Raw genomic sequence first — 14502 nt, 5'->3', positions numbered from 1 at the left:
CCCTTCTTATTGGGGGAGATATGAACTCGACGATCTGGCTGGCGCTTGGGCTGGTTTTGGTATTGGAAGGGCTGGGGCCGATGCTGTTTCCACAGGCTTGGCGCAGGATGATCTTGGCGATGACGCAATTACCGGATTCAACATTACGGCGTTTTGGCGGTGGAATAGTGGTTGCGGGCTGCGTGATCTACTACATGTTGCGTAGCCGCATGGGGGTTTAAAGTTTAGCCGAAAAAGTATGCAATCGTATGCTAAAAGTGCTGAAACTCAGGAATTACGATGGTAGAATCCATTTTTAAGCAACCGGTGATTTTGAAAATGGGTAAGAACGTCGTCGTACTGGGCACCCAATGGGGTGACGAAGGTAAGGGCAAGGTCGTAGACCTGCTGACTGAACGGGCTCAATATGTTGTGCGCTACCAAGGTGGCCATAACGCTGGCCACACTCTGGTTATTAACGGTGAAAAAACCGTTCTTCATTTAATTCCCTCAGGTATCTTGCGTGAAAACGTCACCAGCATCATCGGCAACGGTGTGGTTCTGGCCCCAGATGCGTTGATGAAGGAAATGGGTGAACTCGAAGCGCGCGGCATCCCGGTACGCGAACGTCTGTTACTGTCTGAAGCCTGCCCGCTGATCCTGCCTTATCACGTTGCGTTGGATAACGCGCGTGAGAAAGCGCGTGGCGCGAAGGCGATCGGCACCACCGGCCGCGGTATCGGCCCGGCTTATGAAGATAAAGTGGCTCGCCGCGGCCTGCGCGTGGGTGACCTGTTCGACAAAGAAACTTTCGCTGTGAAGCTGAAAGACATCATCGATTACCACAACTTCCAACTGGTTAACTACTACAAAGTAGACGCTGTCGATTACCAGAAAACGCTGGACGATGTGCTGGCGGTTGCCGACATCCTGACCGCGATGGTGGTTGATGTTTCCGAACTGCTGGACGGTGCGCGCAAGCGTGGCGACCTGATCATGTTCGAAGGCGCGCAGGGCACCTTGCTGGATATCGATCACGGTACCTATCCGTATGTGACTTCTTCCAACACCACCGCTGGCGGCGTAGCGACCGGTTCTGGCATTGGCCCGCGTTATGTGGACTATGTGCTGGGCATCGTGAAAGCCTACTCCACTCGCGTGGGCGCAGGTCCATTCCCAACCGAACTGTTTGATGACATCGGTGAGTTCCTGTGCAAGCAGGGCAACGAGTTTGGTGCTACTACGGGCCGTCGTCGTCGTACTGGCTGGCTGGATGCGGTAGCGGTGCGTCGTGCTGTGCAGATCAACTCCTTGTCCGGCTTCTGCCTGACCAAGCTGGACGTGCTGGACGGCCTGAAAGAAGTGAAAATCTGTGTAGGTTATCGTATGCCGGATGGCCGCGAAATGACCACCACGCCGTTGGCAGCAGAAGGTTGGGAAGGTATTGAGCCAATCTACGAAACCCTGCCGGGCTGGAGCGAAACCACCTTTGGTGTGAAAGAGCACAGCAAACTGCCACAGGCGGCGCTGAGCTACATCAAGCGTATCGAAGAACTAACCGGTGTACCGGTAGATATTATCTCGACCGGCCCGGACCGTAGCGAAACCATGATTCTGCGCGATCCATTCGACGCGTAAATCTGTACAAGCAAACCGGGCCTAGTCTCGGTTTGTTTTTCTCATTTGTTCTCCCCGATTACGGTTTCACATCAAAAAATCCTTTCATTATGCTAGTTGAGAGCCTTCTCAGCGCTAAATAATTAGCTGCGAACTCTCTGGCTGGTTTATTATCCAAGAGAGTCATCCAAAATCAGTCAAGTAACCTGATACCCAGAGGTAGACGTGCAGTTAACAAGTTTTACTGATTATGGCCTGCGGGCATTGATCTACCTGGCGTCATTGCCAGCGGACAAAATGACCAGCATCTCGGAAGTGACGGAGGTGTACGGCGTCTCACGCAACCATATGGTAAAAATCATCAACCAGCTGAGCCGCGAAGGCTTTGTCATGGCTGTGCGTGGCAAAAATGGCGGGATCAGGTTGGGCAAACCGGCTGAAACCATCCGCCTTGGCGATGTGGTGCGCGCCTTGGAGCCGATTTCGCTGGTTAACTGTAGCCGCGAATTTTGCCATATCACCTCAGCCTGCCGCCTGAAGCAGGTGCTCCACCAGAGCGTACAAAATTTCCTTGAAGAGTTGGATAAACATACTTTGGCCGATATGGTCGAGGACAACCCGCCGCTCTACAAGCTTTTGCTTGTTGAATAAAGCGTCGCTGAGAACACAAGGTTCAGCGACATCCTGCTGATGACAACGGAGGAACCTCAATGTCACAAGATCCATTCCTGGAACGAGAAGCAGAAAAATACGAATCCCCGATCCCTAGCCGTGAATTTATCCTGGCCCATTTGGCGAAACGTGAAACGCCGGCCAGCCGCGAAGAGTTGGGTAACGAACTGAATTTATCCGGTGAAGAACAATTGGAAGCGTTGCGTCGTCGCCTGCGTGCGATGGAGCGTGACGGGCAGTTAGTGTTTACTCGCCGCCAGTGCTATGCGCTGCCGGAGCGCCTGGATCTGCTGCGCGGCACCGTGATTGGGCACCGCGACGGCTACGGCTTCCTGCGTATTGATGGCCGTAAAGACGATCTCTATCTTTCCGCCGAACAGATGAAAATGGCCATTCACGGCGACGTGGTGCTGGCGCAACCTTTGGGTGAAGATCGCAAAGGTCGCCGCGAAGCGCGTATTGTGCGCGTGCTGGTGCCAAAAACCAGCCAGATTGTTGGCCGCTACTTTACCGATGCCGGTACCGGCTTTGTGGTGCCGGACGATAGCCGCCTGAGCTTTGATATTCTGATCCCGGCCGATTCGGTCAGCGGCGCGCGCATGGGCTATATGGTGGTGGTCGAACTGACCCAACGCCCGACGCGCCGTACCAAAGCGGTCGGCAAGATTGTCGAGATCCTCGGTGACAAGATGGGCACCAGCATGGCGGTGGATATCGCATTGCGTACCCATGAGATCCCGCATACCTGGCCACCACAGGTGGAAAAACAGGTGGCCGATCTTAGCGAGCAAGTGCCAGAGGCGGCCAAAAAAGGGCGTGTCGACCTGCGCCATCTGCCGCTGGTGACCATCGACGGCGAAGATGCCCGTGACTTCGATGATGCCGTGTTCTGTGAGAAAAAACGCGGCGGTGGCTGGCGCCTGTGGGTGGCGATTGCCGACGTCAGCTATTACGTGCGTCCGCGCACCGCATTGGATGATGAAGCCCGCAGCCGTGGCACCTCGGTCTATTTCCCGTCTGAAGTGGTCCCGATGCTGCCGGAAGTGCTGTCCAACGGCCTGTGCTCGCTCAACCCGCAGGTCGATCGCCTGTGTATGGTGTGTGAGATGACCATTTCCGCTCAAGGTAAACTGTCCTCGCACAAATTCTACGAAGCGGTGATGAGTTCCCATGCGCGTTTAACCTACACCAAAGTCTGGCATATTTTGCAGGGCGATCAGGATCTGCGTGAGCAGTATCATCCGCTGGTTAAACACCTACAGGAACTGCATGCCCTGTATAAAGTGCTGGATCAGGCGCGCGCCGAGCGTGGCGGTATTGCCTTCGAAACCGAAGAAGCCAAGTTTATCTTCAACGCCGAGCGGCGCATTGAGCGCGTGGAGCCTACGGTACGTAACGACGCACACAAGCTGATCGAAGAATGCATGATCATGGCGAACATCGCCGCCGCGCGGTTTGTGGAGAAGAACGGCGAACCGGCGCTGTTCCGTGTACACGATCGCCCAAGTGACGATCATATCTCTGCGCTACGCAGCGTATTGAGTGAGCTGGGCCTGACGCTGGGCGGTGGTTTGAAGCCGCAGCCGAAAGACTATGCCACCCTGATGGATGAAGTGGCGGATCGTCCGGATCGCGAAATGCTGCAAACCATGTTGCTGCGCTCGATGAAACAGGCGATCTACGATCCAGAAAACCGCGGCCACTTTGGCCTGGCGCTGGCGTCTTATGGCCACTTTACGTCGCCGATCCGCCGTTATCCGGATCTGTCCTTGCACCGTGCCATCAAGTACCTGCTGGCTAAAGAGCATGGTGAGCAGAAAGAGCGCTGGACGCCGACCGGCGGCTGGCACAGCGATTTTGAAGAGATGCTGCAACTGGGTGCTCACTGTTCGATGACCGAGCGCCGTGCGGATGAAGCCACCCGCAACGTGGCCGATTGGCTGAAGTGTGACTTCATGCAGGATCACGTCGGTGAAGTGTTCAGCGGGATTATTGCCAGCGTCACCGGCTTCGGCTTCTTTGTTCGCTTGAACGATCTGTTTATCGATGGCTTGGTGCACGTATCGACGCTGGATAACGATTACTATCGCTACGATAATATCGGCCAGCGCCTGATTGGTGAATCCTCGGGCATGGTTTATCGCCTGGGTGACACGGTAGAGATCCGCGTTGATGCGGTGCATATGGACGAGCGCAAGATCGACTTCGCGCTGGTTTCCAGCACTCGTAAACCGCGCGGTGAAGGCAAAACCGAGCGCGAGCGCGCCAAGAGCGGTGGGCAGCGTACCTTGCGTGATGGCGCCGGTGCAGGTCGTGCCCAGGCGAAGCCAAAGCGCCGTGGTGGCAAGTCACCGGCCAACTTTGAGCCGGACAGCGCCTTCCGCAAAGAAGGGGCCAAACCTGCCGACAAGGTGAAGAAAGACCAAAAGGCGAAAGCCAAAAAACCGTCTGACAAAACCAAAAAGATAGCGGCAGCGACCAAAGCCAAACGCGCCAGCAAAAGCAAAGGTGCTGCACAGGGTTAACCGGCAGCACGTTATTATCCTCGGCCGGTTTTCCCCCGGCCGCACAGTTAAAAGAGCATTATGAGCGAAATTATTTACGGCATTCACGCCGTCCAAGCCCTGTTAGAGCGTGATCCGCAACGCTTCCTGGAAGTGTTTATCCTCAAAGGGCGTGACGATCGCCGTTTGCAACCGCTGATTGCTGAATTGGAAGCCACCGGCATTGTGATCCAGGTGGCTAACCGCCAATGGCTGGATGAAAAGGCGGAAGGCGCGGTCCATCAGGGGATTATCGCCCGGGTGCGTGAAGGGCGCAAGTATCAGGAGAATGACTTGCCGGGCCTGCTGGACAGCATCGAAACGCCATTCCTGTTGGTGCTGGACGGCGTGACCGATCCGCACAACCTCGGTGCCTGCCTGCGCAGCGCCGATGCGGCCGGGGTGCATGCGGTGATCGTACCGCGCGATCGTTCCGCACAACTGAATGCCACGGCGAAGAAAGTGGCCTGCGGTGCGGCTGAAAACGTGCCGTTGATCAGCGTCACTAATCTGGCGCGTACCCTGCGTCTGCTGCAAGAGATGAATATCTGGGTAGTAGGTACCGCAGGGGAAGCCGACCATACGCTGTATCAAAGTAAAATGACCGGCCCGATGGCGCTGGTGATGGGGGCCGAAGGCGAAGGTATGCGTCGCTTGACCCGTGAACACTGCGATGAACTGATCAGCATCCCGATGGCGGGCACGGTTTCCTCGCTCAACGTTTCGGTGGCTACTGGTATTTGCCTGTTTGAAGCGGTACGTCAGCGTAGCTGATAACGCTTTTCAGGGGCGGGGATTCTCCGCCTCTATCTCCAATCTTCCATCTTGTGATCCCGTCTCCGGCAGAAATCCCCTCAACGACCATAATGACCTTGATGTGTTAATCAGGGAGCCAAAACATGGTCTGGAATACGCATACGGTTTTTAACCAGCCCAAGCCCTTGGGCAACAGCAACCTTTTCCTTTCCGATACGCCATTGCGTGAAGCGGTGCAGCGTGAACAAGCCAACTGGGATCTTGAGGTGTTGGCCTCTCTTGGCCAGCAGCTAGGCACACAGGAGTCGCTGGAACTGGGGCGGCTGGCTAATGCCAATCCGCCGGAGCTGCTGCGCTATGATGCCAGCGGGCAACGTCTGGACGATGTGCGTTTTCACCCCGCTTGGCACATCCTGATGCAAGGGCTGGTGGCTAATCGGGTACATAATCTGCCGTGGCAAGAAGATGCTCGCCTGGGTTCTTTTGTTGCTCGTGCCGCGCGTTTTGTGCTGCATGCGCAGGTTGAAGCCGGAACGCTTTGCCCGATCACCATGACTTTTGGCGCTATTCCGCTGTTGCAACGTTCACTGCCGTCGGTCTTTCAACCTTGGCTAACCCCGCTGCTTTCCGATCGTTATGACGCCCACTTGCTGCCGGGGGCGCAAAAACGCGGTTTACTGATTGGCATGGGGATGACTGAAAAACAGGGAGGATCGGACGTTCTGAGCAACACCACTAGCGCAGTGCCGCTTGGCGGGCGTGGTAATGGCGAAGCCTATCGGTTGGTCGGCCACAAATGGTTCTTTTCGGTACCGCAAAGCGACGCGCATCTGGTGCTGGCACAAACGGAAGGAGGGCTGTCGTGCTTCTTCCTGCCACGCATTCTGCCGGATGGCACGCGCAATACGGTGCGGCTGGAAAGATTGAAAGACAAGCTGGGCAACCGTTCCAATGCCAGTAGCGAAGTAGAATTTCAGGACGCCACCGCCTGGCTGCTGGGGGATGAAGGCGACGGCGTGCGGCACATCCTTAAAATGGGCGGAATGACGCGTTTTGACTGTGCGCTCGGCAGCCACGGCCTGATGCGGCGTGGATTGTCGGTAGCGCTATATCATGCGCTACAGCGGCAGGTATTCGGCAAAACGCTGATTGAACAACCGTTAATGCGCCAGGTGTTGGCGCGCATGGCGTTACGCCTTGAGGGGCACACGGCGTTACTGTTCCGCTTGGCCCGAGCCTGGGAAAACCGGAACAACGAAGGCGAGGCGATTTACAGTCGCCTGCTGACGCCAGCCGCCAAATACAGCCTCTGTCGCCAAGGTGCGCCGTTTATCGCCGAGGCGATGGAGGTGCTGGGGGGTATCGGCTATTGCGAAGAAAACGAATTGCCACGGTTGTATCGTGAAATGCCGGTGAACAGCATTTGGGAGGGTTCTGGCAACATCATGTGCCTGGATGTGTTGCGCAGCCTGCATAAACTGCCGGGGGCACTGGAGGTGTTGCAGCACGAGCTTTCCACCGTGCGTGGGCAAAATTGCCTGTTCGATCGCGCCTGGCGGCAGTGGCAGCAGCGTATGCGCCAGCCGCGGGAAGAAATGGGGCGTTTACTGACCCAGCAACTGTTCGACTTATGCTGCGCCGCGCAGTTGTTGCAGCATGGCAGCCCACCGGTTGCTGCGGCCTGGTGCCATTTAACGCTGGGTCATCGTGGAGAAAGCCTGTTGCCGGATGCCGTGTGCGACACGTTGCTCAGCCGGGCAATGGGGGCATAAAGAGTTAATGATAAAGAATCGCCTGTGAGTACCATTGACCAGGCACGATGATATCGCTGCTCATGATGATCAGGTAATAACGTGCGCCGCTGGCATTGGCTTTGCGCTGGATCTCAGCTTCCACGTCCATTGGGCTGCCGCGCACCTGCGCGCTGATGGTTGCCATCTTTTCCAGCCCAGTGGCTTGCATCCGGGTAATTTGCTGCGCTTGCACGCTGGGCGTTGGCGGCGGTTTGGGCGTGGTTTGAGACAGGCTACAGCCTGAGAGCAGGCCGATCAGCAGCACGGCGATCGCAGTGTGGGGAAGATTCATGGCAGGCCTCGGAAAATCCTCTTCAGTTATTCAGTGTAACGCAATCATCTGTTATACCCTTTATTCTTCAAGCAATCATTGCTGGCTGTGAGCAAGGGGGAACGTATGGTAGAGATGCATGATGAACGCGCAGGGAATATTGCGGTGATCCACGCGGTGCCAGCGGGGCAGTATGAGAAACCGTTACCGACGGTTTTTTTCTATCACGGTTATACCTCCTCGAAAGAAGTGTATGCCTATTTTGCTTATGCGCTGGCAAAAGCCGGGTTCCGTGCGGTACTGCCGGACTGCGAAATGCACGGTGAGCGCTTTGACGGCAACGAAGCGCGGCGGTTGGCGCATTTTTGGGAGATCCTGAAAAGTAACGTTGACGAACTGCCCGCGCTAAAGACGCATTTTGAGCAACGTGGGTTGATCGCGGGGCAGCGCGTCGGCGTGGGTGGCGCTTCGATGGGCGGTATGACCACGCTGGGCGCGTTCACTCGTTATCCTTGGATCAAGGCTGCCGCCAGCCTGATGGGTTCCGGCTATTTCTCTTCACTGGCCCAGACGCTGTATCCCCCGTTGGATGATCAAGGCCAGCCGCTGGACGAAGCCACCTTCGCGGCCCGCATTGCGCCGCTGGCCGATTACGAAGTAGAGCATCATTGGGATAATATCGCCGAGCGGCCGCTGCTGCTCTGGCACGGCGAAGCGGATGATGTGGTGCCCGCAGCGGAAAGTGAACGCTTGGCCAGTGAACTGTGCCAGCGCGGGCTGAGCCAGCCGTTAACCTATCTCACCGAAGCGGGCGTTCGGCATCGTATTACGCCCGGCGCGCTGGCTGCCACGGTCGCCTTTTTCCAACGCTCGCTGTAAACCCGCCCCCGCAATTGGGGGCAATATGGCTTTTTCCAAGGGTATTTGCCAGAAGGCCACAATAAATCCCACTCTATCCTTGAGTTTCCCACCCTGCGCCAGTATGATTACGCGTCATTTTTCAGCCGCACACATACACACGTTCCTTGCTTCCATGGGCCGCGGTTGACCCTGACAGGAGGCTGAATAATCCGTAAGGAGCAATTCGATGCGTCATTACGAAATCGTTTTTATGGTCCATCCTGACCAAAGCGAACAGGTTCCGGGCATGATCGAGCGTTACAGTGCTACCATCACTAACGCGCAAGGTCAGATTCACCGTCTGGAAGACTGGGGCCGCCGTCAGCTGGCTTATCCGATCAACAAACTGCACAAAGCTCACTACGTTCTGCTGAACGTTGAAGCTCCGCAGGAAGCGATCGATGAGCTGGAAACTAACTTCCGCTTCAACGACGCCGTTATCCGCAGCATGGTTATGCGCGTTAAGCACGCGGTAACCGAAGCATCTCCAATGGTGAAAGCGAAAGACGAACGCCGTGGCGATCGCCGCGATGATTTCGCTAGCGAAACCGCTGATGATGATGCTGGGGATTCTGAAGAGTAATTGCCGCCGTGACGGCTAATCGTCTGGTGTTGTCTGGCACAGTGTGCAAGACGCCGGTGCGAAGAGTGAGTCCTTCCGGAATACCTCATTGCCAGTTTGTGCTTGAGCATCGCTCAGCGCAGGTAGAGGCCGGATTTAGCAGACAAGCCTGGTGCAGAATGCCCGTGGTTGTCAGCGGACAACAGTCACAAGCTTTAACTCAAAGATTAACGGTCGGCAGTCAGGTTACCGTGCAAGGCTTCGTTAGCTGCCATCAAGGGCGCAACGGGCTGAACAAATTGGTCCTGCATGCCGAGCAGATTGAATTGATAGATTCTGGAGACTAGCCAAATGGCACGTTATTTCCGTCGTCGCAAGTTCTGCCGTTTCACCGCGGAAGGCGTTCAAGAGATTGACTATAAAGACATCGCTACGCTGAAAAACTACATCACTGAAAGTGGTAAAATTGTCCCGAGCCGTATTACCGGTACTCGTGCAAAATATCAGCGCCAGCTGGCCCGTGCTATCAAGCGCGCGCGCTACCTGTCTTTGTTGCCGTACACTGATCGTCATCAGTAATCGGCCACTGTCCATTAACGACTTTGAGAGGATAAGGTAATGCAAGTTATTCTGCTTGATAAAGTAGCAAACCTGGGCAGCCTGGGTGATCAAGTTAGCGTTAAAGCGGGCTATGCCCGTAACTTCCTGGTACCACAGGGCAAAGCTGTTCCTGCTACCAAGAAAAACGTAGAGTTCTTCGAAGCACGCCGTGCTGAACTGGAAGCCAAACTGGCTGACGTTCTGGCTGCTGCCGAAGCTCGCGCAACCAAGATCAACGAACTGGGTTCAGTCACCATCGCGTCTAAATCAGGCGACGAAGGTAAACTGTTCGGCTCTATCGGCACCCGCGACATCGCTGACGCAGTCACTGCGGCAGGCGTTGAAGTTGCCAAGAGCGAAGTTCGTCTGCCGAACGGCGTTCTGCGTACCACTGGTGAGCACGAAGTGCACTTCCAGGTACACAGCGACGTGTTCGCACAGCTGAATGTAGTGGTGGTTGCAGAAGCTTAATCGCGACTGCCAGCCAAGTTAAAACGCCAGCCTTGTGCTGGCGTTTTGCTTTTCTGCGCCCGGTGAAACGCGCTACTCTGTGGCTATCTGTTGGTAGGGGAAGCGCGAAATGGCAGAAATCAACTTACAGCGAGTTTATGATTTTAGCGCTCCGGCACCGGAGCATTGTTACCTGATCGATCGGCTGTGGCCGCGCGGCGTCAGTAAGGAAAGGTTGCAGGGCGTGGAGTGGCTGAAACAGGTGGCACCGGATAATGCATTACGCCAGTGGTTTCACCAGCATACCGACCAGTGGGATGAGTTTGAGCAACGCTACCGTCAGCAACTGGCGGAAAACGACGCCTGGCAGCCGCTGGTGGCGTTATTGCGGCAAGGCGAATCGCTGACATTGCTGTATGGCAGCAAGGATACACAGCACAACCAGGGCGTTGTACTGCGTGATTTCCTGTTGGAGCAGATTAACGGTTAGCGAAGACGGCGGTAGCTGCCATCGGCCTGACGGCGGAACAGGGCTTCGCTGTTATCGGCCGCAGTGACGGACAGCGCGATAATCACGCCGTTGGCACCACGTTCGATACGCACTTCCTGCCCGGCTTTGAGAGTGCTGAGCGGCTTGTCGCTGCCTTCAACCTGCGCCATGGCAAACACGTCACTCACCGGCAGGCTGTTGTCGCGGAACAGCTGCGCCAGGGTTTGGCCTGCCTGGATCTGATAGCGCTGCCAGTTGTCATTTGCGGGCTGTGCCGTCGTGTGCTGCGGATTATTGCCCATCAGTTCCGCCTGCAACGGTATGCTGTTTTCCTGCTGAGTGACCGGGAACTGGCGCGAGCCGTTATCGTCGGAATAGGGCCATAGCAAGGAGAGCAGCAGAATGGTGCCAAAAACGATCACCCAGCGGCGGTGAAAATAGGGCAGTGGCTCCATCCAGTGAAAACTGTCCGGCAGATGCCATACCTTCAGCCACAAGGCTTTGATCTGCTGCCCCTTGCCGTTTGGCGCTGATGGCGGCAAATCCGCCTCTTCTGACGTTTCCGGAAGCTCTGTCTTTGGTGCCGTGCCGGGTTTCAGGCGCTGGCTCAGATTCAGCCAGGTGCGCAGCAGCGGCTGGTAGACTCGGGTGGTTTTCCTTCTCCTGGGCGCGATTCTGCCCATGATGACCTCTCTTCAACTGCGTAAAAATGCCACTGTAAAAAATGGTTTACTGACAACGCCAGTATACCCTTCAAAGCGATTGATATAATAGCCCGCTAATGGTTTGCAGTGGAGGGTTGCTAAGGGGTAGACAACCTTGAATGTTAATAGAAAGTGATTGTTTCTTTTTCTACGACAAAAGTCATCATTCTCTACACAAGATTTTACCCGGCTTGGCGGCGCTGTTATGCTGCGCTTTCGACTTTTTAGAGACTAAAGGAAAAATCCCAATGACAACCCCTTCTTTTGATAGCGTTGAAGCGCAAGCAAGTTACGGGATTGGTTTACAGGTCGGCCAGCAACTGCAAGAGTCCGGTCTGGAAGGTTTACAACCGGAAGCGTTGCTGGCGGGTTTGAGTGATGCGTTGGAAGGGAATGCCCCGGCGGTTCCGGTTGATGTGGTGCATCGTGCGCTGCGTGAGATCCACGAACGTGCGGATGCGGTACGCCGCGATCGCCAGCAGGCGATGGCCGTTGAAGGCCAACAGTTCCTGGAAGATAACGCTAAGCGTGATGATGTGACGTTAACCGAGTCTGGCCTGCAGTTCTCCGTGCTGGAACAGGGTAATGGCCCGATCCCATCCCGCCAGGACCGCGTGCGTGTGCATTACACCGGCCGCCTGATTAACGGCGACGTGTTTGACAGCTCCGTTGAGCGCGGCCAGCCAGCGGAATTCCCGGTTAGCGGCGTGATCCCAGGCTGGATCGAAGCGCTGACTCTGATGCCGGTCGGCTCCAAATGGCAGTTGTATATTCCACACGATCTGGCCTACGGCGAGCGTGGCGCGGGTGCTTCCATCCCGCCATTCAGCGCGTTGGTGTTTGAAGTCGAGTTGCTGGAAATCCTGTAACCGGTGACAGCGGTCGTGGTGAACGACCGCTGTGTTTTTCGATCAATGTTCTGGATCAGAAAGTGACATTCATTGAGAGCCAGTAATTGCGCCCGGCGATCACGTTCCCGGCGGTTGATTGGCTGCTGGTGAAGTAATCCCCGGCGGTCGTGCTACTCCCGTTGACTTCATAGGTGTGCGTGGCGGTAAAGTCTTTATCCAACAGGTTATTCACCGAGCCATTTAACGTGATGTCTTTTGATACCTTGTAAGAGCCGCCCAGGTTAAACACGGTGTAAGACTTGAAGTTAGATCCCAGATTGTCATAGACGACTCTATCCAGAGCGGAAAGATTATCGTAATTGGCGGTGAATCTGGCCATTTCTCCACGATACTCCGCCTTGATCCAGGAAGAGAACTGATCGTTGATCGCCCAGTTCAACTTGGCATTGGCCATATGCTCCGGCGTATTGGTTAATTTCGCTCCCCGATTATCCCCATCTCTTTGCTCACTGTCGGTGTAGGTGTAATTCATATTCAGTGACCAATTGTCCGACCACAGCGGGATTGTGGTGGCTAACTCCACCCCTTGAGTAATGGCTTTACCGATATTCTGATAGCTGGAGGTTAGGTCATTGATTTCGTAAGAGCTGATCTTGTTTTCATAAATGTTATGGAACAACGTGGCGTTCGCTTTGAAGCCGGTATAGTTATCGTAATAGGCTCCTAGCTCGTAGTTGGTGCTCTCTTCCGGTTTCAGGTTCGAGTTACCAAGAATAACAATGGTGCCCTGTCCACTGACCCCACTGACGCCGTCATGCAACTGAGCCAGGCTTGGGGTTTTATACCCGGTACTCACGCCCCCTTTGAAGGTCCAGTCGTCAAGAGCGTTCCATACCAGATAGGCTCTGGGGCTGACGTGGCTGCCAAAGGCATCGTGATATTCATAGCGTGCGCCGTAGGTCAGTGCCAGAGAGTCGATCAGCCGCCATTCGTCTTCACCGAATAATGCCCAGGAGTCCTGTTCGAATTTCTCGCCGGTGGTTGCCAGAACGACGCCATCTTTCATCGTGGCATTGATATATTGTGCGCCAGTGGTTAATAAGTGGCTCTCTCCCACCGGGGCAACCAGTTTGCTATCCAGAATGAGATTGGTATTTTCCAACAGACGTTTATCACCCACCAGATTGGAGCCTTTTTCGACCACTGATGAGTTAATCAACCGGCCTTTGGTTTCGGTCTGGTTATAGCTCAGGCTGGAGGTCCATTTGCCGAAATCCAGCTGATTGTCACTCCCGAGCGTTGCTTTGCGGCGCTCATAGCGGATGGTATCGTCATAACCCCCACGAGCACCGTCCCCCAAGGTGCCTAATTGGCCTTCGCTATTGTCGTATTTTTGGTTGGCCAACTCACCGTCTAACCAGAGGGCGTTTTTTTCATTAAGCTGCCAGGTGAACTTGCTGCCCAAACTATAGTTGTCTGATTTTACCGGGTTAGGGCCGCGGCTGCTCAACTCGGTTCCTGAGGTTGATGAGGTGACGTGTGACGCTTCTCGCCGGAAGATACTGCCGCGCAGCGCTAAGCCAAGCTGGTCTTCAATCAGTGCTCCGCTGGAATAGAAGGTAAATTTGCTGCTGTCACCATAATCGGTATCTTCTTGAAATGTGTGGTCAAGGCTGGCCGCACTGGACCACTCTTTCGCCGTTTTTTTGGTAATAATATTGACGACACCGCCCATGGCATCTGAACCATACAGGGTGGACATCGGGCCGCGTATTATTTCGATACGTTCAATCGAAGACAGCGGGGGCATAAAGCTGGTGTTCATCGTGCTGAAACCGTTGGGGGTGACATCGGCAGTGCCGTTCTGGCGGATACCATCGACCAGAATCAGCGTATAGCTACTGGGCATGCCACGGATACTGATATCAAGCCCGCCGGTTTTCCCGGTCCCGCTGCGTACGTCAACGCCTTCTACGTCGGATAAAGCCTCCGCCAAGTCATTGAATTTACGCTGACTGAGCGCTTGTTGGCTAATGACGGTGATACTGGCGGCGGCTTCAGTGATTTTCTGTTCATATCCTGATGCGGTGACGACGATCTCGTCTGTTTCGGCAGATAACACAGGGTGAGCAGCCGAAGCGGCTACAAACACGCCTAAAGAATAAAAAGCCCTTTTTTTATTTTTAAACATACTTGATTCCATGATTGTCGATGAGCGGATTTTCAGGGTGTGATGCTGGTTGATGGCCGCATTGTAACGAATCATTTTTTAATGTAAATAATTATCATTAAGATACTCATTCTTAATTATGCG

General features: G+C 54.9%; 16 protein-coding genes. 13 read left to right on the top strand and 3 right to left on the bottom strand.

Features of this window, described 5'->3' with window-relative positions:
- Nucleotides 1–20 precede the first annotated feature (20 nt).
- The 6 genes from ACX9GT_RS23010 to ACX9GT_RS22985 all read left to right on the top strand — a co-directional run bounded on the left by ACX9GT_RS23010 (nt 21) and on the right by ACX9GT_RS22985 (nt 7339).
- Nucleotides 21–221, top strand: coding sequence for a DUF2065 domain-containing protein (locus ACX9GT_RS23010; protein WP_473188881.1), 201 nt, complete (start codon nt 21–23; stop codon nt 219–221).
- Nucleotides 222–318: 97 nt separating this feature from the next.
- Complete coding sequence (locus tag ACX9GT_RS23005) at nt 319–1617, top strand: adenylosuccinate synthase (protein ID WP_473191675.1); 1299 nt, start codon at nt 319–321, stop codon at nt 1615–1617.
- 204 nt (nt 1618–1821) lie between these two features.
- Nucleotides 1822–2247 carry a nitric oxide-sensing transcriptional repressor NsrR gene (gene nsrR / locus ACX9GT_RS23000; RefSeq protein ID WP_473188880.1) on the top strand — a complete coding sequence of 142 codons (426 nt, stop codon included), beginning with the start codon at nt 1822–1824 and terminating at the stop codon, nt 2245–2247.
- Between the two features lie 59 nt (nt 2248–2306).
- Entirely contained in the window at nt 2307–4793 is a 2487-nt protein-coding gene (gene rnr / locus ACX9GT_RS22995; RefSeq protein ID WP_473188879.1) for a ribonuclease R, read from the top strand.
- Between the two features lie 60 nt (nt 4794–4853).
- Nucleotides 4854–5585, top strand: a complete 732-nt coding sequence (gene rlmB / locus ACX9GT_RS22990; RefSeq protein WP_473188878.1) for a 23S rRNA (guanosine(2251)-2'-O)-methyltransferase RlmB — start codon at nt 4854–4856, stop codon at nt 5583–5585.
- Nucleotides 5586–5710: 125 nt separating this feature from the next.
- On the top strand, nt 5711–7339 hold the full coding sequence (locus ACX9GT_RS22985; protein WP_473188877.1) for an isovaleryl-CoA dehydrogenase: 1629 nt from the start codon (nt 5711–5713) through the stop codon (nt 7337–7339).
- Nucleotides 7340–7343: 4 nt separating this feature from the next.
- Here ACX9GT_RS22985 and bsmA read toward each other — a convergent pair whose 3' ends face one another.
- Nucleotides 7344–7652 (bottom strand): biofilm peroxide resistance protein BsmA, encoded by a 309-nt coding sequence (gene bsmA, locus ACX9GT_RS22980; protein ID WP_473188876.1) that lies wholly within the window; start codon nt 7650–7652, stop codon nt 7344–7346.
- 105 nt (nt 7653–7757) lie between these two features.
- Here bsmA and yjfP point away from each other — a divergent pair, with 105 nt between their 5' ends.
- The 6 genes from yjfP to ACX9GT_RS22950 all read left to right on the top strand — a co-directional run bounded on the left by yjfP (nt 7758) and on the right by ACX9GT_RS22950 (nt 10633).
- A complete protein-coding gene (yjfP, locus tag ACX9GT_RS22975; RefSeq protein ID WP_473188875.1) occupies nt 7758–8510 on the top strand; it encodes an esterase in 753 nt (250 codons plus the stop codon).
- A gap of 208 nt (nt 8511–8718) precedes the next feature.
- The gene (gene rpsF, locus ACX9GT_RS22970) at nt 8719–9114 is read left to right on the top strand and encodes a 30S ribosomal protein S6 (RefSeq protein WP_037404458.1); all 396 of its coding nucleotides are present in this window, start codon (nt 8719–8721) and stop codon (nt 9112–9114) included.
- Between the two features lie 8 nt (nt 9115–9122).
- A complete protein-coding gene (priB, locus tag ACX9GT_RS22965) occupies nt 9123–9440 on the top strand; it encodes a primosomal replication protein N (RefSeq protein ID WP_473188874.1) in 318 nt (105 codons plus the stop codon).
- 4 nt (nt 9441–9444) lie between these two features.
- Nucleotides 9445–9672 carry a 30S ribosomal protein S18 gene (rpsR, locus tag ACX9GT_RS22960; RefSeq protein WP_000135199.1) on the top strand — a complete coding sequence of 76 codons (228 nt, stop codon included), beginning with the start codon at nt 9445–9447 and terminating at the stop codon, nt 9670–9672.
- A 39-nt stretch (nt 9673–9711) separates the two neighbouring features.
- The gene (rplI, locus tag ACX9GT_RS22955; protein ID WP_076943051.1) at nt 9712–10164 is read left to right on the top strand and encodes a 50S ribosomal protein L9; all 453 of its coding nucleotides are present in this window, start codon (nt 9712–9714) and stop codon (nt 10162–10164) included.
- Between the two features lie 109 nt (nt 10165–10273).
- Nucleotides 10274–10633: a DUF488 domain-containing protein gene (locus ACX9GT_RS22950; RefSeq protein ID WP_473188873.1), complete on the top strand. Its 360-nt coding sequence runs from the start codon at nt 10274–10276 to the stop codon at nt 10631–10633.
- Here ACX9GT_RS22950 and ACX9GT_RS22945 read toward each other — a convergent pair.
- Nucleotides 10630–11316 carry an OapA family protein gene (locus tag ACX9GT_RS22945; protein WP_473188872.1) on the bottom strand — a complete coding sequence of 229 codons (687 nt, stop codon included), beginning with the start codon at nt 11314–11316 and terminating at the stop codon, nt 10630–10632. The two genes, ACX9GT_RS22950 and ACX9GT_RS22945, sit on opposite strands and share 4 nt — an antisense overlap.
- A gap of 269 nt (nt 11317–11585) precedes the next feature.
- On the opposite strand from ACX9GT_RS22945, the gene fklB reads away from it, so the two are divergent.
- Nucleotides 11586–12206 (top strand): FKBP-type peptidyl-prolyl cis-trans isomerase, encoded by a 621-nt coding sequence (gene fklB, locus ACX9GT_RS22940; protein WP_473188871.1) that lies wholly within the window; start codon nt 11586–11588, stop codon nt 12204–12206.
- Between the two features lie 55 nt (nt 12207–12261).
- On the opposite strand, the gene ACX9GT_RS22935 is transcribed toward fklB, so the two are convergent.
- Nucleotides 12262–14379 (bottom strand): TonB-dependent receptor, encoded by a 2118-nt coding sequence (locus ACX9GT_RS22935; protein ID WP_473188870.1) that lies wholly within the window; start codon nt 14377–14379, stop codon nt 12262–12264.
- Nucleotides 14380–14502: the final 123 nt, after the last annotated feature.

The organism is Serratia sp. YWN4, assembly GCF_055790845.1.
Note: the sequence above shows the minus strand (reverse complement) of the source record. Positions and strands in the feature narration are given on the sequence as shown.

Bases quoted from the DNA above. Each gene is read 5' to 3' on its own strand.
- ACX9GT_RS23010 (WP_473188881.1), top strand. From the start codon at position 21: ATGAACTCGACGATCTGGCTGGCGCTTGGGCTGGTTTTGGTATTGGAA.
- ACX9GT_RS23005 (WP_473191675.1), top strand. From the start codon at position 319: ATGGGTAAGAACGTCGTCGTACTGGGCACCCAATGGGGTGACGAAGGT.
- rnr (WP_473188879.1), top strand. From the start codon at position 2,307: ATGTCACAAGATCCATTCCTGGAACGAGAAGCAGAAAAATACGAATCC.
- rlmB (WP_473188878.1), top strand. From the start codon at position 4,854: ATGAGCGAAATTATTTACGGCATTCACGCCGTCCAAGCCCTGTTAGAG.
- ACX9GT_RS22985 (WP_473188877.1), top strand. From the start codon at position 5,711: ATGGTCTGGAATACGCATACGGTTTTTAACCAGCCCAAGCCCTTGGGC.
- bsmA (WP_473188876.1), bottom strand. From the start codon at position 7,652: ATGAATCTTCCCCACACTGCGATCGCCGTGCTGCTGATCGGCCTGCTC.
- yjfP (WP_473188875.1), top strand. From the start codon at position 7,758: ATGGTAGAGATGCATGATGAACGCGCAGGGAATATTGCGGTGATCCAC.
- rpsF (WP_037404458.1), top strand. From the start codon at position 8,719: ATGCGTCATTACGAAATCGTTTTTATGGTCCATCCTGACCAAAGCGAA.
- rpsR (WP_000135199.1), top strand. From the start codon at position 9,445: ATGGCACGTTATTTCCGTCGTCGCAAGTTCTGCCGTTTCACCGCGGAA.
- rplI (WP_076943051.1), top strand. From the start codon at position 9,712: ATGCAAGTTATTCTGCTTGATAAAGTAGCAAACCTGGGCAGCCTGGGT.
- ACX9GT_RS22950 (WP_473188873.1), top strand. From the start codon at position 10,274: ATGGCAGAAATCAACTTACAGCGAGTTTATGATTTTAGCGCTCCGGCA.
- ACX9GT_RS22945 (WP_473188872.1), bottom strand. From the start codon at position 11,316: ATGGGCAGAATCGCGCCCAGGAGAAGGAAAACCACCCGAGTCTACCAG.
- fklB (WP_473188871.1), top strand. From the start codon at position 11,586: ATGACAACCCCTTCTTTTGATAGCGTTGAAGCGCAAGCAAGTTACGGG.
- ACX9GT_RS22935 (WP_473188870.1), bottom strand. From the start codon at position 14,379: ATGTTTAAAAATAAAAAAAGGGCTTTTTATTCTTTAGGCGTGTTTGTA.